The organism is Dickeya oryzae (assembly GCF_020406815.2).
In the GTDB taxonomy this organism is placed as follows: Bacteria; Pseudomonadota; Gammaproteobacteria; order Enterobacterales; family Enterobacteriaceae; genus Dickeya; species Dickeya oryzae.
Window position 1 is genome coordinate 2,728,897 of record NZ_CP162670.1, and the last position, 19,241, is coordinate 2,748,137.

General features: G+C 52.8%; 16 protein-coding genes. 8 read left to right on the forward strand and 8 right to left on the reverse strand.

Annotated elements, in window-relative coordinates; genetic code table 11:
• Positions 1-60: 60 nt before the first annotated feature.
• Complete coding sequence (locus LF929_RS12045) at positions 61-2,115, forward strand: methyl-accepting chemotaxis protein (protein WP_226093169.1); 2,055 nt, start codon at positions 61-63, stop codon at positions 2,113-2,115.
• A gap of 142 nt (positions 2,116-2,257) precedes the next feature.
• Here LF929_RS12045 and LF929_RS12050 read toward each other — a convergent pair whose 3' ends face one another.
• Positions 2,258-2,755, reverse strand: coding sequence for a hypothetical protein (locus tag LF929_RS12050; protein WP_038904070.1), 498 nt, complete (start codon positions 2,753-2,755; stop codon positions 2,258-2,260).
• Between the two features lie 547 nt (positions 2,756-3,302).
• Positions 3,303-3,593, reverse strand: coding sequence for a hypothetical protein (locus tag LF929_RS12055; RefSeq protein ID WP_226093170.1), 291 nt, complete (start codon positions 3,591-3,593; stop codon positions 3,303-3,305).
• Positions 3,594-3,645: 52 nt separating this feature from the next.
• Between LF929_RS12055 and LF929_RS12060 the strand changes: the two genes are divergently transcribed.
• Positions 3,646-5,214 carry an N-acetylglucosaminidase gene (locus tag LF929_RS12060; protein ID WP_226093171.1) on the forward strand — a complete coding sequence of 523 codons (1,569 nt, stop codon included), beginning with the start codon at positions 3,646-3,648 and terminating at the stop codon, positions 5,212-5,214.
• 200 nt (positions 5,215-5,414) lie between these two features.
• A complete protein-coding gene (ttcA, locus tag LF929_RS12065) occupies positions 5,415-6,356 on the forward strand; it encodes a tRNA 2-thiocytidine(32) synthetase TtcA (protein ID WP_038907711.1) in 942 nt (313 codons plus the stop codon).
• 409 nt (positions 6,357-6,765) lie between these two features.
• On the opposite strand, the gene zntB is transcribed toward ttcA, so the two are convergent.
• Both zntB and LF929_RS12075 read right to left on the reverse strand, forming a co-directional pair.
• Entirely contained in the window at positions 6,766-7,743 is a 978-nt protein-coding gene (zntB, locus tag LF929_RS12070) for a zinc transporter ZntB (RefSeq protein ID WP_050570730.1), read from the reverse strand.
• A gap of 142 nt (positions 7,744-7,885) precedes the next feature.
• The gene (locus LF929_RS12075; RefSeq protein WP_210175023.1) at positions 7,886-9,517 is read right to left on the reverse strand and encodes an ABC transporter substrate-binding protein; all 1,632 of its coding nucleotides are present in this window, start codon (positions 9,515-9,517) and stop codon (positions 7,886-7,888) included.
• A 251-nt stretch (positions 9,518-9,768) separates the two neighbouring features.
• Here LF929_RS12075 and mpaA point away from each other — a divergent pair, with 251 nt between their 5' ends.
• Entirely contained in the window at positions 9,769-10,500 is a 732-nt protein-coding gene (gene mpaA / locus LF929_RS12080; protein ID WP_038904063.1) for a murein tripeptide amidase MpaA, read from the forward strand.
• A 56-nt stretch (positions 10,501-10,556) separates the two neighbouring features.
• Complete coding sequence (tpx, locus tag LF929_RS12085) at positions 10,557-11,060, forward strand: thiol peroxidase (RefSeq protein WP_210177216.1); 504 nt, start codon at positions 10,557-10,559, stop codon at positions 11,058-11,060.
• A gap of 97 nt (positions 11,061-11,157) precedes the next feature.
• Here tpx and LF929_RS12090 read toward each other — a convergent pair whose 3' ends face one another.
• The gene (locus LF929_RS12090; RefSeq protein ID WP_038904062.1) at positions 11,158-12,579 is read right to left on the reverse strand and encodes an MFS transporter; all 1,422 of its coding nucleotides are present in this window, start codon (positions 12,577-12,579) and stop codon (positions 11,158-11,160) included.
• 126 nt (positions 12,580-12,705) lie between these two features.
• Here LF929_RS12090 and LF929_RS12095 point away from each other — a divergent pair, with 126 nt between their 5' ends.
• The gene (locus LF929_RS12095; protein ID WP_038907704.1) at positions 12,706-13,614 is read left to right on the forward strand and encodes a helix-turn-helix transcriptional regulator; all 909 of its coding nucleotides are present in this window, start codon (positions 12,706-12,708) and stop codon (positions 13,612-13,614) included.
• A gap of 38 nt (positions 13,615-13,652) precedes the next feature.
• On the opposite strand, the gene LF929_RS12100 is transcribed toward LF929_RS12095, so the two are convergent.
• Positions 13,653-15,986: a penicillin acylase family protein gene (locus LF929_RS12100; protein ID WP_210175025.1), complete on the reverse strand. Its 2,334-nt coding sequence runs from the start codon at positions 15,984-15,986 to the stop codon at positions 13,653-13,655.
• Positions 15,987-16,102: 116 nt separating this feature from the next.
• Between LF929_RS12100 and LF929_RS12105 the strand changes: the two genes are divergently transcribed.
• A complete protein-coding gene (locus tag LF929_RS12105) occupies positions 16,103-16,651 on the forward strand; it encodes a GNAT family N-acetyltransferase (RefSeq protein ID WP_210175026.1) in 549 nt (182 codons plus the stop codon).
• A 50-nt stretch (positions 16,652-16,701) separates the two neighbouring features.
• Here LF929_RS12105 and LF929_RS12110 read toward each other — a convergent pair whose 3' ends face one another.
• On the reverse strand, positions 16,702-17,613 hold the full coding sequence (locus LF929_RS12110; protein ID WP_210175054.1) for a DMT family transporter: 912 nt from the start codon (positions 17,611-17,613) through the stop codon (positions 16,702-16,704).
• Between the two features lie 66 nt (positions 17,614-17,679).
• On the reverse strand, positions 17,680-18,699 hold the full coding sequence (locus LF929_RS12115) for an iron-containing redox enzyme family protein (protein ID WP_210175027.1): 1,020 nt from the start codon (positions 18,697-18,699) through the stop codon (positions 17,680-17,682).
• Positions 18,700-18,853: 154 nt separating this feature from the next.
• Between LF929_RS12115 and LF929_RS12120 the strand changes: the two genes are divergently transcribed.
• On the forward strand, positions 18,854-19,198 hold the full coding sequence (locus tag LF929_RS12120; protein WP_226093172.1) for a GNAT family N-acetyltransferase: 345 nt from the start codon (positions 18,854-18,856) through the stop codon (positions 19,196-19,198).
• Positions 19,199-19,241: the final 43 nt, after the last annotated feature.

Genomic DNA, 19,241 nt, shown 5'->3' on the forward strand with positions numbered 1-19,241 from the left:
GTTGGTCGATTAATGGTTAGGCTGGTAATCAATCAGCCTAATTGCCAACGGGAGTAGATAATGGCACCTGTGAGAAAACGTTTTTTTGACATGCATGTCTCAACCAAGCTATATCTGGGTTTTGCCATCATTTTATTTTTAGTGGTTCTGTCCTCAGCACTGAGTATTTACCGTTTTTCAACCATCAAAGCGTACGACAGCAAAAACGACCTGATGCATACCGTCATCATGGATATTTTTCAGGTCAAAATTGCCAGAACAAAGTATTTCGCCAGCAATGACAATGAGCCTTACGACACCATGGTCAGCTATAACAATGACCTGGCTAAAAACCTTGAACAGGGTAGCCAGTTATACCGTGAAAGCGAGTTCAGGCAGCCGCTGGCCCAGATGCAGAAACACCAGATTGCCTTGCAGCAATCCATCCGTGAAATGGCGCGTGCCAAACACGCGCTTAGCGACGCCAACGCCCGGTTTAACGACATTTCGGTCGATGCCGCCCTCTCCCGCTTTCGCAGCAGTCTGACGACCATCACGTTTCCCTCCGATAACGACCGGGAAAAAGCCATGGACTTCATCCTGGCGGTCGCGTCTTACAAAGCAACGGCCGATGCGGTAGTGATTGAACATACTCCCGCGGCGCTGAATATGCTGCAAAGCCGTTTTGGCGATCTCGAAAAAAACTACCGTGACCTTGCCGCACAATTTCCCGCTGACAAGAAAGCCACGCTGGATGCGTTCTGGGGAAATGCCGTTAACCTGAAAACCGGTGCGGAAAATGACCAGGCGGCGTACCAGACGTTGTCGAACGCGGAAGCCGCAGTGAAAACCGACGGCGACAACGTCAGCAATATCGCCAAAGAGGTCATCAAGCGCCTGAATGAGATCAACACCACGCTGACCAACAACGCCATCACCGGTACGGCGGCCTTCGCCCTGTTGGCACTGGTATTCGGCGTACTGGTGTCACGCTATATCACCCGCCAGATTACCCAGCCGGTATCCCACAATCTGGTGCTGGCGGAGCGCATCGCCAGCGGCGACCTGACCGCCCGTATCGACACCACACGTCATGATGAGCTGGGCCAGTTGACCACCGCCATGGCCGGGATGACCGAACGGTTGCGCCAGATGATCGGCAACATCCGTGATAGCGTGAGCAACGTAGCAGCCTCTGCCGCGCAAATCGCCCACGGCAACCATGAACTGTCGTCCCGTACCGAGCAACAATCCGCCGCTGTCGTCCAGACCGCCGCCAGCATGGAACAGTTGACCTCAACGGTGAAAAACAACGCCGACAACGCGCGCCACGCCAGCCAGATTGCGGCAGAAGCCTCCAAAGATGCTCAAACCGGTGGTGTCGTGGTACAAAACGTGGTCAATACTATGAATGACATCGCCGTCAGCTCGAAAAAAATCGCCGATATTACCGACGTCATCAATAGCATCGCCTTCCAGACGAATATTCTGGCGCTTAACGCCGCCGTGGAAGCCGCGCGTGCCGGAGAACAGGGGAGAGGTTTCGCCGTCGTCGCAGGCGAAGTGCGCAATCTGGCACAACGCAGCGCGCAGGCCGCACGTGAAATCGCGGATCTGATCGCCGAGTCGGTTCGTCGTATCGATACCGGCTCCATGCTGGCCTCAGAAGCCGGTGACGCGATGCAGAAAATCCTGCGCTCGGTTTCTCGCGTCAACGACATTATTGGCGACATCGCCGCCGCGTCGGATGAACAGCGCCGTGGAATCGAGCAGATCGCCAGTGCCGTGAGTGAACTGGATGTCACCACCCAGCAAAACGCCTCGCTGGTTACAGCATCCGCGTCCTCCGCCAGCTCGCTAGAGGAACAATCCGTACAGTTGGAAACACTGGTAAGCCATTTCCGGCTAACGCAGGATAATCAACCGTTAGAGAATCAACGGTTATATCATCAACGAGTAGAAAATAAACAGTTAGGGAATAAACCGTTAGATAGACAGCCGTTATTGCCCCGTACCACGTTGTCTGCCAGCACCCGCAATCCGTTACCCATATCGAGTCAGGCCACATTGAGTCAGGCAACATCGTCGTTAAACCACAACCGTCGCCAGAACCAGCAGGACTGGGAAAGCTTCTGAGTCAGCCTGTTTGTCATCAGACAGCAGCACTACTCAGTGATAAAAAAACCGGCAAGGACGCCGGTTTGATCAGGAAAGCCATAATGGTAAGTCAAGCCATGATGCATCATCCCGGCATCATGCCGTTACCCTCGTTCACGGGTTAACGATCCTCAATGGAATGCATCTCGACTTTTTCTGCCAGTGACACTTCCACCTTGATGTCATCGGTCAGCGTCAGCATCGCCTTTTTGTCCATGCTCACCACGGTGCTACGCTGTGGGATGAGGAACTGTCGCACGCTCTCGCCTTCAATCATGTCTTTGCCATTCTCAACACCATGTCGGGCCGACAGCAGGTAATTCACCATCCCGTTATAGGTGATCCGATATCCACCATCAGCAGGTTCCACCCGATAGTTAAGGGTAATTTTCGGCAATGCTGCCTTATACGTACCGCGAATTTCATCCCAGCGTGCCGGGTTACCGGTCAAGTAGACAGAATCCACCCAGTTAGTCTGGCCCTTCAACACATGGCTCGTGTCATAGGTAAAGTAATACGGCGAGATAAATGTACTGTTCAGGCTCGTTGTCTTGGTACGGAATACCGAGCATCCTGACAACATCGCCGTGACCGCTACGGCCAGAAGCAGTTTCTTCATGGGTATTGTTCTCTATGGGTATTGTTCTCTTTTCGCCAACAGTTTCAGCCCGGACAAGCGCCATACCGTGTCTTGTCATGGCCTGTCGCACAACGCGTGCAGGCACCAGGTCCTGTCCACAGGATAGCAGTGTTCTCACCCATCGATGAGAGGAAAAAGAGGCAAGTCGGGGGATAATTATCCGTATCGGCAAAGGCCATCCTGTAGTCCCCACACCATGTACCTGTTTGCTGAGCCACCAGCAAACGCATCTTAATAGTGTATTCAGCCACAAACGATAATATAACGCCATCGTTCTTCTCATGACGCTGAAATATATCCACCTCAGTGAGCAATAACGCTGAAGCGGCTTCCCATTCATCCTGCTGGCGTTAATTTTTATCATTGACGTCAGCTAACACGCTTATTAAACGCCTATGAAAAAGAATAACACCACCCGGAAACAACTCTTCGTCGTGATAAAAAAAACGCGGTCATTTACGAAGAAAACGGAAATAAACTCCCAGTCACGACAAAATAACTCGGAAGCCAATAATACAGCGACGGGTTATTCTACTTTGCCAGCAACCGGGCCAGACAATATTCGATCATCCGCACCGGAATCCGCACGGCCATCATCAGCGCCAGCCGCCGCCAGCCAACCGACACCGCCTACAACGCCACCGGTGACAACGGTTCCGCCGCTGCCTAAATTTTCCCCACCGCAGACGCCCACGCCGCCTGTGGAAGCACCGACACAGCCTGCGGCAACCAATACCGCCCCACCCAGCCAGCCGACGCCTGCACCGACTGCCGCTGTGCCCACTACCGAACCGGCCGCACCGCAAGAACCGGCCACTACGCCGTTTGCACCTGATTACGCCGCTGCGGGAAGCCAGCTAAGCAAGCTGATGTCCGGCATGGCGGCACCCTTATCGCGGTTGACGAGCAGCCTGCAAGGCTTTACAAGCCAATCCTTGTTGAAGTCTGCTACGCCTAAACCAGTGGACAATACCGGAGCATCGCCCAGCCGAGTAGACTCAATATCTTTACCAACAGCACCTGCACAAAAAATCAATGTGCCAATCCCCGCGGGCAGGAGCGGTACTATTCAACGCGCACTCGCAACCGGTGCTGCATATAAACAAGGCAATATTGAAGGCCTTGATGATGCTCACACTCGCGCACTGATAGCCTCAACTGCAGCCACAGAAAGTGCGGGTGGTAAATTAGATATTCGCAACTCAGCCGGATATCTCGGCCGTTATCAGGCTGGTGCAAGCTGGTTAGCTGAAGCTGGGTTGATCGCGGGTGGTGCGAATGCCGTTATCGCCGCGATGAAAGCGGACGGATTCAAAAATGAGTATAAATGGGGAAAATCCGGTGGTATGACCCGCTTTCTGAAAAATAAAAACAACTGGAAGAATGGACTGGACTATGACAAATATTTGTCCAGTGCAGAGATACAAGACAACGCGTTTAAAACCAACTCTGATAAAGCCTATGCGTACTTAGTTAAAAAGGGCGTCATTAAGCCTGAAATGACTCAAAATGAAATTGCTGGCATTCTCAAAGCACGGCATATTGGTGGCATTGGTGGCGCAATAAAAGCAGCCAAAAATATTGAAGGGGCAAAAGATGCCAATGGTACATCTGCTCTGAAGTATAAAAACGACTTGGCTGACGGCAATGTATTTATTGAGAGTTATCAGTCAATGACATCTAGAAAAGAAGATATCACTGACACACCTTCAAATAATGCGCCTACTCCCAAAAGAGAATTTACTTATAAAAAGTACGACTATGAGCTAACCGATGCACTCAATAAACAAATGGCTTTAAATGGAAGTAGCAAAGCGACATATGGGAACTATGGTGCCGTAACTAGAAGTACTGTTAGTGGTTATATGGATCCTCAGAAAAATATGAGTGAAAATTCAATATATCAATTCTTAGATCTAACGGAATCAGCAGAGCTACCAGAAAAAACCATAAAAGAAACGCTTAAAGGAAAGGGCGTACTATCAGGAAAAGAAAAGGTGTTTATGAATGCCGCAAAAAAATATGGCATTAATGAAGCATATCTTGTAGCACATGCTTTAGTGGAGACAGGGAATGGGACTTCTCCTTTTTCGACTGGGTATCATACTAAAAATGGAAAAAAAATATATAACATGTTCGGAATTAAAGTATTTCCTAAGAATCCAGGCCCTGGAATAAATCTTGCGTACGATGAGAACTGGTTTTCTGTAGATGCTGCAATAGACGGTGGAGCAAAATGGATCTCAAGTCATTATATCAATAGAAATACAGGGCAAAACACATTATATAACATGAGATGGAATCCCAAAAAACCTGCAACTCATCAATACGCAACCGCAATAAATTGGGCAACAGACCAATCTATCAAGATGAAAAAAATGATGGATACATTTCCCAATGCAAAACTAAAATTTGAAATACCTGAATATAAAAAATGATCAAAGAGCCACTCTCCACCGTATGGAGAGTGGTACTATCGTCGGATAGAAACGCTGAACAGTGAACCCGGAATGCCATAAGTATTCTTCCTCCACCTCGTGTTTATGGTGCCACCAGACTCCCCTGGTGCGCACTTAATGGTACACTTAGCCCCCAGCAATGCTGGAGCACCGGCCCCATGAACACGAGTTACCGTTAAATGTCAGAAAATCAATCTGTTACACCCAAGCAGCAGTACAACCTCAACAAACTGCAAAAGCGTCTGCGTCGTAACGTGGGCGAGGCGATTGCCGATTTCAATATGATCGAAGAGGGCGATCGGATCATGGTCTGCCTGTCCGGTGGCAAAGACAGCTACACCATGCTGGAGATCCTGCGTAATTTGCAGCAGAGCGCACCGGTGAACTTCTCGCTGGTGGCGGTGAATCTGGACCAGAAGCAGCCGGGGTTCCCGGAGCATGTGCTGCCGCAGTATCTGGACAGTATCGGCGTTGAATATAAGATTGTGGAAGAAAACACCTACGGCATCGTGAAAGAGAAGATCCCGGAAGGGAAAACCACCTGTTCACTGTGCTCTCGCCTGCGTCGCGGCATTCTGTATCGCACCGCTACCGAACTGGGTGCCACCAAGATAGCGCTTGGTCACCACCGCGATGACATTCTGCAAACGCTGTTTCTGAACATGTTCTACGGCGGCAAACTGAAAGGCATGCCACCCAAGCTGGTAAGCGATGACGGTAAGCATGTGGTCATTCGCCCCCTGGCGTATTGCCGTGAAAAAGACATTGAGCGCTTTGCGGAGGCACGCCAGTTCCCGATCATCCCGTGTAATCTGTGCGGTTCACAACCGAACCTGCAACGTCAGGTGATCAAAGACATGCTGCGCGATTGGGATAAACGCTACCCCGGCCGTATCGAAACCATGTTCAGTGCCATGCAAAATGCAGTGCCATCGCATCTGTGCGATACCGCCTTGTTCGATTTCAAATCGATCCGTCAGGGCAGCGCTGTCGTGGATGGTGGCGATTTAGCGTTCGACCGTGAAGAGATGCCGCTACAACCCGCAGGCTGGCAGCCGGATGAGGATGACGAAGACAACACCCGGCCACTGGAACGTCTGGACGTGCTGGAGATTCGCTAGTTTTCGCGTTTACCGATTTAACAACGCAAGCGGTTGATCGGCGGTGTGATAGCCGCCGATACGCTCACTGCAAGCGTGCGTTTTATTGCCATGGCGGCTTAATCGCTGGTTCCTACGTAAACGCGACAGTCTTCAACGCCAGCCCCCAATAACAACATCGTCAAATTACAGGCAAAAAAAAGCCGACGAAACGTCGGCATGGTGTGAATTAATTGTGCTATGCAGTAATTCAAAAAAGGAAGTAAGACAATATGGAGCGCAACGCCCATCGCTTGACGTTGCATTCACCTGCGGGATGCATAGTGCCGCAGGTAGGTGCCAAAAATGTTGATATCGCTCAATATTGACAATGGTTTTTATCTCCGCCGACGGTTGTGTGATATTTCACGCAATAATGCCACCACGCCACTCACAACCATTTACTGCGTTTTAACCACCAGGCAACGCCGCCCACTAATAACACCAACATCAGGCAAAATATGCCAAAACCAATACCGCTATTCGCACCCGGAATACCGCCCAGATTGACGCCAAATAAGCCGGTCAGAAAGGTGGTGGGCAAAAACACCATCGCCAGCAACGACATGGTATACGTGCGTCGGTTCATGGCATCCGTCATCAACGAGGTAATTTCATCGGCAATAACGGTGGTTCGCGCGATACTGGCATCCAAATCCTCCAGCCCGCGGCCAAGACGCTCGGCAATTTCCTGCATGCGGCGGCGATCGTCATCCTGCATCCAGCTAAATTTTTCACCCGACAGGCGCGAGAAGATATCACGCTGCGGCGTCATATAACGGCGCAACACAATCAACTGTTTGCGGATCAACGCCAGTTCACCACGCGGTGGAATGCGTTGTTCCAGTAACGCATCTTCCAGATCGATGATTTTCTCATGCAGTTCATCAATGAATTCACTGGTGTGGTCGGTTAATGCCTCAGCGATGGACACTATCCAGTCACCGCTGTTAGCCGGCCCGTTGCCCTCTTTCAGGTCACTCATCACCTCATCAATCGCCGCGACCTTACGGCGGCGGGTGGACACAATCAGCCGTTCAGAAATAAACACCCGAATAGCGACCAGTTCGTCCGGCCGCTCATTGGGGTTGTAGTTGATGCTGCGCAGGGTTACCAGGGTGCCCTCGCCCAGCCGGACCACGCGGGGCCGGGCGCTTTCGCCCGCCAGCGCATTGCGTACGCTATCCGGTAACAGGGTGGTTTCGTGCAGCCAGCGCACGCTGGCCGGTTGTGTCGAGTCGAGGTGCAACCAGACGGGTAACCCTCCTTCCTCTCCCAGCCCACTCTCTGCCAACGGCAGAATGCCGCCCAGTCCATCCAGTTGATAGGTAAAAACCGCCCCCATATGCTGGATAGCGTTACTGTCCATCACGTCCACACATCCTCTCCTGACTTCACTCCGGCTTTGTTCACCACGCACATCTTACTGCCTGTATCCCAGGCTGCAATCGGAAAGCGGCGCACCGGCGATATCTGGATAACCCCTCGATAAAACCCGGCGGCTTCGTTTATCAGTGCTTTAGAATATACAGCGTATGACTGTAAGCCACATCCTCCGGGTTAGTGATGGGATAGCCTTTCACCCAGGGTTTGATCAGACGGCCATTGGTATACTGGTAGATAGGGGCGATCGGTGCCTGCTCCGCCAGAATCTGCTCAGCGCAGTTATAATCCTCGTTGAGGATCTTCCGGTCAGTCTGTCCGGCGGTGTCCGCCATCAGGCGGTCATAGTCGGCATTATTGAAACGGGCGATATTGCCGCTGTGGCTCGAAGTCAGCAACGACAGGAAGGTGGAAGGCTCATTGTAATCACCAATCCAGGACGCACGTATCACATCAAAATTACCGGTGTTACGGCTGTCAATGTAGGTCTTCCATTCCTGATTCACCAGTTTGACGTCCACACCGAGCTTCGTCTTCCACATTGACGCGATTGCAATGGCGATTTTCTGGTGAACTTCCTGCATGTTGTACAACAACGTCAGTTTCAACGGTCTGGACAGGCCATAACCAGCAGACGCCATCAGCGCTTTAGCCTGCATGTCCAACTCAGCCTGTGAATACTGTTGCAGTTGTCCCGGTTGCGGCGTGAAACCGGCGGTAACATCGGGCGTAAAGCGATAGGCCGGCTTTTCCCCCGTCCCTAACACTTTCTCAGCAATAATCTTGCGATCGATGGCATAAGAGAGCGCTTTACGCACCCGTACATCGTTGGTCGGCGCACGCTGGGTGTTAAACGCATAATAGTAGGTACCCAGTTGCTCTGGCGTAAACACCTGCCCCGGCAGATCTTTCAACAGTTTCTGATACTGATTTTTCGGGAAGGATTCGGTGATATCGATATCACCTGCCAGATAACGCTTGGTGGCGTTAGATTCCTGATTAATAGGCACAAACGTCACTTGCGTCAGGCGGGTATTCGCGTGATCCCAATAGTGATCGTTAGGGGTCAGCACCAGTTTTTCATTCACTACGCGCTCTTTAAGCACAAACGCGCCGTTACCCACCAGATTGCCGGGTTTAGTCCACTCGTTACCGTATTTCTCCACCGTGGCCTGATGCACCGGATAAAGGCTGAAATTGGCCATCAGGCTAATGAAATACGGCACCGGTTTGCTCAGTTGCACCTTCAGCGTGTGGTCATCAACCGCGACAGCTCCGAGTTTATCGGCAGGCAACTTACCGGCCAGAATCTCATCAGCATTGACGATGCCCGCCATTCGGGCAAACCAGCTAAACGGCGAGTTATTCTGCGGTGTGACCAGCCGCCGCCAGCTGTAAACGAAGTCTCTGGCGGTGACCGGGTCGCCATTTGACCAGCGCGCATCCGATCGCAAAGTAAAAATAAAGGTGCGGTTATCGTTAGTCTGCCAGCGCTGGGCCACGCCGGGAATCGGGTTGCCATGTGCGTCCTGATTCACCAGCCCTTCAAACAAATCGCGAATCACCTGAATTTCCGGTAGCCCCACTGCTTTAATCGGGTCCAGCGAAGCGGGTTCGTCCTTGATATGGCGCACGATCTGCTGCTGGTCCGCCAGTACTGTACCGGGGGGAACCTGTGCCGCATTCGCCGCCCCTGTCAGTGAGGTTATCAGTATGGCGCAAAGCACGCTCACGGAAACTGCAGAGTCACGAAATTGCATGTTGTGTCCTTTAACCAAAGAGCCGTGTCCTGCTACCCCGTAGCAGTGCATGGCTCGAATTATGTTGGGCATGTGCCTACTGAAAAAATCGTTATCAGGCTGGAAGTTATCATAGTCGTAAACCCGCCCTTCCAGCCAGTAGCGCGAAAGCGGTTTGCAAAGCGCCCCGCAATTCAGATTCACCGACGCGACCAGCCCGAATTTTTTGTTATTATCAGACGATACAACGCAGCAACAGTCAGGATAACACCATGACAGATATCGGGTTTGTGCCGCGCCCTCGTACCGAGCGCGGGGGATTTACCTCACCGGGTCAGGAGTACGGACGTTCCCGGCTGGGTGCGCCACTACTGTGGTTCCCGGCGGAAAACGCAGGAAAACACAGCGGATTGATCCTCGCGGGGACGCACGGTGATGAAACCGCCTCGGTAGTCGCACTTTCGTGTGCCTTGCGCACTCTGGCACCCGGCAGTCTGGCGCACCATGTGGTGCTGGCGGTCAATCCGGATGGGTGCCAGTTGGGTTTGCGCGCGAATGCCAATGGTGTTGACCTCAATCGCAATTTCCCCACCGCCAACTGGCAACCGGATGGCACCGTCTACCGCTGGAGCAGCGATACCCCGGTGCGCGATGTGCAGATATCGACCGGCAGCCACCCTGGCTCTGAGCCAGAAACACAGGCATTGTGCCGTCTCATCGAACACTTATCGCCACCGTGGGTGGTGTCGTTTCATGAACCGCTAGCCTGCATTGATGACCCCCAACACTCCGAATTGGGTGCCTGGCTGTCAGAGACCTTTTCGCTCCCGCTGGTCGACGATGTCGGGTATCCAACACCCGGCTCATTTGGCAGTTGGTGTGCTGAACGCCAGTTGCTGTGCATTACGGCAGAGTTACCGGTGATCGCCGCAGACAGTGCCACTCAGCGCTATTTGCCAGCATTGACTCAGTTACTGAGCCATAACTTTTTATACCAATGTTGATAATGTTGCCCTACACTAATCGACATGTTAATCACCTGTAATAGAAGGACGTAAGCATGTCAACAAATGTACATTTCCAGGGTAACCCGGTACCAGTAGCAGGATCTTTCCCGGCTGCGGGCAGCAAGGCACCGGCATTTTCACTGGTTGCCAAAGACCTCTCTGATGTGGCGCTGAGCCACTACGCCGGCAAGCGCAAAGTCCTGAACATTTTCCCAAGCATCGATACCGGTGTGTGCGCCGCGTCTGTGCGTAAATTCAACCAGCTGGCTTCCAGCCTGGATAATACCGTTGTCCTGTGCGTTTCTGCTGATTTGCCGTTCGCGCAGTCTCGCTTCTGCGGCGCAGAAGGCCTGAACAACGTGGTGGTTCTGTCTACACTGCGCGGTGCAGAATTCAAAGAAAACTACGGTGTGGCGATTTCCGAAGGCGCACTGAAAGGGCTGACCGCCCGTGCCGTTGTCGTGCTGGATGAAAACGACAACGTCCTGCACAGCGAGCTGGTAAACGAAATTACCAACGAGCCGGACTACGATGCCGCTATCGCCGTACTGAAATAAATCCCGGCGATAGTCCACATCACAATGCCAGTCTGTTGACTGGCATTTTTTTACTGTTTTCACCTTATCCAACAGCGCATCACCCGCCCGACAGGGCTTATTCCCCGCAGGCCACCGTCTGTGACACGGGGCGTGATGGGCGGTTACGCAGCGCGCACAACACCAACACCAGCATGACAACCCATTCCGCCATCAATGCCGCTGTCAGTGCGCTGGCAAAATACCCGCCGCTGGCGTGCAACACATGCACCAGTACGGTACCCAGCACGATAGGCCCTAGCCCCAGTGACGCCTGTTGCATGGTAGAAAGCAGCGCACTGCCCGCCCCTGCCTGCTGCGTCGGTACATCAGACATGCCAATGCGATAGAAGCTACTGACGATAAACGCCTGACCAAACCCAATCATCATGGTTGCGGGCAGTAATTGCAGCACCGATACCGGCCAGCGCCAGGCGAGCGAAGCCATCAACAATGCCAGGCCGCTCATCTGGATAGCACACCCGATCAGCAGCACATTTCTATTACCCAGACGGGTCAGCAGGCGGCCGCTAAACAGCGATGAGACAAAATAAGACAATCCCAGACCGATAAAACTGTTACCCGATTGCAACGGGGTGAAGCCCGCGCCGGATTGCAGGGTATACGCCACCGCAAACATAAACCCGCTCCAGCTGGAAAAGAACAGTAACGCCAGCAACAAGCCAAAACGGATCCCCGGTAACCGGAATAACGCCGGTGGCAGCAGCGGCGCAGGCTGGCGGTTTTCTACCCGCCATAGCCACGCAAACCACAGCAGACTGCTCAGCAATACCGCCACGCAACTCAACGGCCAGTGCCAGATTGGCCCCAATGCCAACGGAAACAGCAGGCTGGCTAACCCTAGTGATAACAGCACGGTACCAGGTAAATCCAACGCCACCGGTTTTTCACCGCGGGTATCCGGCAGGCGTGACGGTGCCACCAACAACACCAACAGGCAAACCGGCAAATTCACCAGAAACACGCTCCGCCAGCCATAACCGGCGATATCTAACTGAATTAAAAATCCGCCTAACACCTGCCCAACCACAAACGCCAGCCCGCCAATCGCGCTGTAAAGCCCCAACGCCCGGGCATGCTCGCGTCCTCGCAGGCAGACATGAATCGTCGCCAGAATCTGCGGCACCACCAGTGCCGCCCCAACACCTTGCAAGGCGCGGGCCGCCAGCAGCACCCATACCGACTGGGCGATGCCACACAACAGCGACGCAACGCCAAACACGGCTACGCCCGTCAGAAACACCCGGCGTCGGCCCAGGTTGTCCCCCAACCGCCCGCCCATCGCCAGAGAGACGGCAAACGCCACACCATAAACCGACACAACCAGTTCCAGCTCAGCCGGGCTGGCAGATAGTGAATGGGCGATCGCTTCCAGTGCGACGTTGACGATCGAAAAATCGATCATCGGCAACAGTTGGCCGGTCAGCAATACCATCAGACCGATGCCGGTAAGCCCCTGTGAAAATGAAACCTGTTTCATCGCAGTACCCGTTGTGTTAATTCTGTGAGGTAGTTAGCATTATCGATAATTTAAACGGGTACCAGTTCTTGTTTATCCTGTTATAAAAACTACCTGTCTGTCACGTTCCCCCATCTGGAGATTGCTATGGTTATGCCGACACCCGTTCCTGCTGCTGACTCCCGGGTTACGCCACTACAACCGGATAACCGTAAACGGCTAGGGGCGTTTTTACGCGCACGACGTGAAAGCCTTGACCCGCTGCGTCTGGGGCTTTCCATTCCCCGCAAGCGGCGCACGCCGGGCCTGCGCCGCGAAGATGTGGCGCTGCTGGCGGATGTGGGTATCACCTGGTACACCTGGCTGGAGCAAGGCCGGGAGATTCGCGCGTCGGCTAAAACGCTCACGGCGATAGCCAATGCCTTGCAATGCAATGAAGCCGAAACCCGACATCTGTTTATGCTGGCCGGGTTACCGTTTTCCCCCTCGGCTCAGGCCAGTTGCGAGAAGATCAGCGCCGACAGCCAACGCATTCTCGATCAACTCAGCCCGCTTCCGGCGGTGATCGTCAATGCGCGGTCCAACATTCTGGGATTTAACCGCGCCTGGAGCCAATTACTGGATATCGACCTGCATCAGTTGGCACCGGAAGATCGTAACTGCATCTGGCTGGCGCTGACGCACCCGAACTGGCGGGAGAGGATGGTCGATCAGCAGGATTTACTGCCCAATCTGGTGGCGATGTTTCGCGCCCAGATGACCGAGCATGCAGGGGAACCGCTGTGGGAAGCGCAGCTACAGCGCTATCTGAACGCTTCGGACGAGTTTCGTCAGTTGTGGTATCAGCGTTACGAGGTGCAAGGCGTGGATGACAAAATCAAACGATTTCGTCATCCCTCGTTGGGTATTTTCACCCTGCGACAAATCAACTGGTGGAGCGCTTCGCGCAGCGGTGACCGGCTACTGGTCTACATGCCTGCCAGCGAGCAGGATAGCGCACAATTGGCACAGCTGGCGCAACTGCCGCCACCTGGCGATGCACCGCATTCGTCATAAACGCTACCGGTGCCCCCGCCTAATCATTGCCAACATGATTAAAGCTGAACGCTGTCAGCCGGTTTCAGTCGCAGTTGTCGGGTGCCGGTACCCGGTAATAACGGCGTCTGCGCTTCGCTTATCCAGCGGTGATACCCATCGAGCCACCAGCGACTGAGCGGATTACCACTCTGCCCCCCCGGCAGGCTCAGCGTCGCGCCTGCGTCATCGCCCGGCGCTATCACCAGCCGCTCCGACGCGCCAAACGTCGGGCGATTGACGTGTGGCACGTTATTGTCTCCAGACAGCGGGTATACCGGCGCTTGCAGCAAACGGCCCAGCAACGGCAGTGACGACGCCAGCGGGTGAGCGATGTGGCTCTGATTCTCATCCCCCCAGCGACGGTGGCCCTCGCCGTTATCCCGCCATACCGTTTCCAGTTGCTGTAACGAAAACTGGCACCAGTTCTTCGCCGGTTTAGGTACCCACAAAATGGCCTCATCACGCATGAGCTGTTGTACCGTCATATCCCAGCGCGGGTTAGCCGCCCGGTAACTGGCCTTCGGCCACGCTTGCGACAGTTGTTGATCGAATGTGCCGAACAGTTGTTGGTAAAGCGCCTCACGCCAGCGATTCAGCAACAGGTACGCCACAGAATCGGCCGATGCCTGCCCATTCCATTGCTGTAATAACGTTTTGACCGCGGTGTAATCGGCCATCGAGTCAGGCGCAGAGGCGTTCATGCACTCCATCAACCGGTCACGCCAGCTGGCCGCCAGCAGTGCGCGGTTATCGAGTTGGATCCGGTGCATCGCGGCGATATCTGGCTGGCTGACCTCCCCCAACGCCTGATGAATCGCCGACGCGCGCACACCGGGGTCCGCCCCGCCATCCCCGAGCCGCTCCCCTTGATCATCAAACAGCATACGGTTGTTGGCAGCAACGATGACGCCTTGCGGCGGGTCGATGATTTCAGGATAGGACTCGGGGGGTAACCCTCGTTCACGCCAGCGCGCCTGCGACAAATCCACCAGAGGGAACGTGTTCTGCCTGCCGGGCATCAGTCGGTCCGGCAGTACGCCAGCCAGCGTCCAGCCAATATGGCCTCGGTTATCTGCCACCAACAGGTTTTGTGCCGGCAGACCGGCGCGCTGCCCCGCAGCCAGCGCGTCTGGCACGGAGTGTGTTTCTGCCAGCGACATCAGCGACAGATCCAGCGCCCCCGGCAACTGGAGTACCCAATGCATCGCCATGCGTCCTTGTCCGGTATCGACCACCGGCCCCCAGTCGCTGGTTTGCACGGTCATCGTCTGCGGCTCGCCATGACTGACTGTCAGCGTTTCTTGTACCGTGCGTTGATGGCCTTCCTGATGGTTTAGTTTCACCCAGTCAAAGGTATCGACATAACTGTTGGTAAAACCCCAGGCAATCACCCCATTACTGCCACTGACGATGGCAGGCGCTCCGGGCAGAGAAAATCCGGTCAGGCGCAGTGTGCCCGCCTCCGTCGGGTAAATAAGCTGTGCGCGATACCATATCGTCGGCAGGCTCAAGCCAAGATGCATGTCGTTAGCCAGTATCGCCTTCCCGGCGGTGCTCACCAGCCAGCCATTACTGCCTTTGGCTTGCTCCTGGCCGCCAACTGACGCACCAGTCTTGCCACCAGACTGCCCCCACCACGATGGCGGCGTAGCCGGTTCTTCCGAAAAAGGCGGCAACTGGCCTGCCAACGGCGCATCCCATACGCTGGCATCCGGCAACAAAAAATCAGCCTGTTCCGGCGTACTCTGGCTGGCAATCCAGCCACGGGCGTACTCCCGACCAAACTGGTTATCCTGCAAATCAAAATACATGGAGGCGATCACCAGTAAGGTGTCTTCCGGCAACCAGACTTGCGGCTTAACGCGTAGCAGCCAATATTCAAACGGACGCGTTTTCAGACTACTCAGCCCGGCATTGACGCCATCGGCATAACTGCGCAAGGTCTGCTGCTGCTCAACGGGCAATGCCTGCCAGTTTCGGGCCACTTGCTGGCGCAGCAAGAACAATCGATGCTGCCGATCCAACGGTAACGCCGCCACGCCTACCAGCGCCGCCAGTTCTCCTGCGGCATTGCGTCTTAGCAAGTCCATCTGGAAAAAGCGGTCTTGCGCATGGACAAATCCCAGCGCGAAGGCGGCTGACTGACGATCGTTAGCCCGAATGACCGGCACACCGGCATCGTCCCGGTCGATCGTCACTGCCGTGTGCAACCCAGGGACAGGTAACTCGCCGTCTATCGGGGGTAAACTCTGGCGCAGTAACCACCATACGGTGGCAGCCAGCGCTATCACCAGCACGCCCCCCAGCGACAACGCGCCAACCGTCAGCCTTCGCCAGCTTTTGATACGCACAATCTATTCTCCCGCATTATTCAGGTGAGCGTTAATGACCATAGCGTGGGGCCAAAAACTGTTGCATTATCATTTGTATCATCCTGTATCCGCCAGGCTGATTTTCTGGAGGTGATATGTTCCCACTGCTAACCGAGCGTTTGAGTCTGCGCCCGTTCATGCCTTCTGACGACATCGCACTGTTTGACGCCATCCGTGAATCGATAGAATCGGTAGGACGCTGGCTACCGTGGTGCGTGCCCGATTACGATCTGCCAATGGCACAAAGCTGGATAACCTTCTGCGAACAACTACGTCGTGAAGGCACCGCCTTTGATCTGGTGATCACCGACCGTACTACTGGCGATCTGTTGGGTTCCATCGCCATCAACAATATCAGCAAAGCCTACCGACTCGGCAATATTGGTTATTGGGTTCGCCAGTCCGCACAGGGACAAGGGGTCGTTCCTGAAGCGCTACGAGAAGTGGTGCCATTTGGTTTCGGCACGCTGGGGCTGACACGACTGGAAATCATCGCCGCCGAGGAAAATCACGCCAGCCGTCAGGTCGCGGAAAAAGTCGGCGCACATTTTGAGGGGTTGCTGCGAAACCGGATTATTATCCATGACCAGCCGGTCACTGCCGCGCTCTATTCGTTGATTCCGGGAGACACACTGCTTGAGTAGCGTTGTAACGCCGCGCCGTTGCTTATTCTGGTAGCAATGGCGCGCACGAATCAAGCAGACTGACGGTTTTCTATACGTGCATTTTTGGCAGAACAGCACACGATTCCGAAGACAATCAACACCAGCGTGATGATATGGTAAAGCCGGAGTTCATTGCCCAAAAAAACTATCCCCATGATACCACCCGACACGGGGATCAAGTGGGTGTAAATTTCACTTCGGGTCGTCCCAATCAGTGAGACGCCTTTATTCCAGAAAACATAGGACAACCATGACGGAAAGATAATGAGATAAAGAATTCCGGCTATAACAGATGGAGAAAGTGTATAAATGATGCCTCGGTAATCCTGTGCCAGCATGACATGCAATATAAATACGGGTATCAGGATAACAGTGCCGATCAGTGAACTGAATGCGACAAATGAGGTATTTTTTACCTCGGTATTTTTCAGCCGTAAAAAAGCGCAATAGAAAGCCCAACTCAGTGCGGAAAGTATTGTCAGAATATCGCCCCAGCCAAAAGTCTGAACGTGCCCCTGTTCTCCCGCACTGGAAAAAGCGAGATAGAGCACACCGACAGTACTGGCAATAACGCCGATGACATTGCGTACTGAAATGCGTTCACGGAAAATAAAGTGATTAATGAGCAGAACCAGACAGGGTGTACTGGATATGTATATGGCAGCGTTCAGGGAAGACGTATATTGTAACCCAATGTATAGGCTTAATGGGAAACTGACCTGCCCCAGAAAGGATAAAAGGGCATTAAGACCTATATTACTACGCAGAATCGCCATATCAAGGGTAAACCGTTTCCAGTATAACGACAGCATCAGTAAGGTGGTTCCCGCCCAACGGATTAGGCTCAGGCCATAGGGGTCGACGAACTGAACAAGGATATGTCCTACAACATAATTCCCACCCCAGAATATGGCTGCCAACGCCAGTAATACATATGCCACACAGCTGCCCTCATTCTTCATAAATGAACGCCCGCAGTAAGGTTATTCCTCTGCGGGCCTGTATTGTCAGATAGTATTTAACTTCTGCATTAACTGATCATAATAACGCTCAGCCGTTCGTAGTCTTAGCAAACTACCGAGATAAAATTCTTTGCGGCTTTCAGGGTACCGTTTAGCGATGACATCAATAACGTGATAAAGCCAGTCGTCACCATGTTTGATATCAATGGTGATATGCTCGGTATAGTACTTCACATCTCGCTCAATAAGACCAAGACGCAAGCAGCCATTAACCAATTTTTCATACTGAGGTGGATCAAGCACTTCTGTCATTGCCATGACACCAAGCAATTTATAATAGTGTTTGCGGTTGATAGAGCCAAGCATGAACGCATTATGTCCGGCAAGCGCTTCGGTACCATACATATCAACATAATGATTTTCTGGCAGCGAGATATCCTGTCGTGACAGCACATCTTTGTAGAGATTGACATGCGTAAAAATATTATCACCATGCCCAATCTCATCCCATAGATTTTCACTGATGGTGCCTCTGGTTTCCGGCTGAGATCCAATGAGCGTATAAGCAACCAGATCAAAGAAAATCAGATTTAAGGCGCTATCACTTTTAAAAAAATAATAAAGCTGTTGTGTAGAGGCATCCTTTTCGAGAAATTCAAAAATAGGATGGTGAGAAGCGTTATGTGCGTGCCAGACTGTTTTTAAATAATCACCATAATGCTCTGAATTATTCACCTCATCGGGGATGACCACCCCGGAAAACTCATGTTCAAGCCATGCCGTTTCAATGATATCTTTAATACTCAATAAATTGACATCATACTGTCTTGATGCGGCAGCGGATAATGGATGAGTGAGCACACTTTGATAAATAACAAATAAGGCATTATGAACTATTTTCCTATCGAGGGCTGAGTTTTGTTGATAGGCCCTTATAATAATTTCATCCAGGATTTTTTTATCAGGGGAAATATCGCTATCAGCGTTAATGTATTTCAGAAGACTTTGTGTAAAACCATAAATATCATCCGTGAACGCTGCCTCAACCCTTTGAAGACTAAACATTAGGCTCTCCTTTGCTATTAGCCTTAATCATAATATGGTTATTTATCGACCTATTTTTGTGATTCACATCACAAAAATAACCGTGATGCTTGTCAAAAAAAGCGAAATGACTCGTTGCGAACAGCTACGCCATTAAGGCACCGCCTTTGATCTGGTGATCACCGACCGTACTACTGGCGATCTGTTGGGTTCCATCGCCATCAACAATATCAGCAAAGCCTACCGACTCGGCAATATTGGTTATTGGGTTCGCCAGTCTGCACAGGGCCAAGGGGTCGTTCCTGAAGCGCTACGAGAAGTGGTGCCATTTGGTTTCGGCACGCTGGGGTTGACGCGACTGGAAATCATCGCCGCCGAGGAAAACCACGTCAGCCGTCAGGTCGCGGAAAAAGTCGGCGCTCATTTCGAAGGGTTGCTGCGAAACCGGATTATCATTCATGACCAGCCGGTCACCGCCGCGTTATATTCGCTTATTCCCGGGGATGTGCTGGCCCATTGAAAAATAAGACAGCTAATATCCGATCAAGAACCAGAAGTACCTG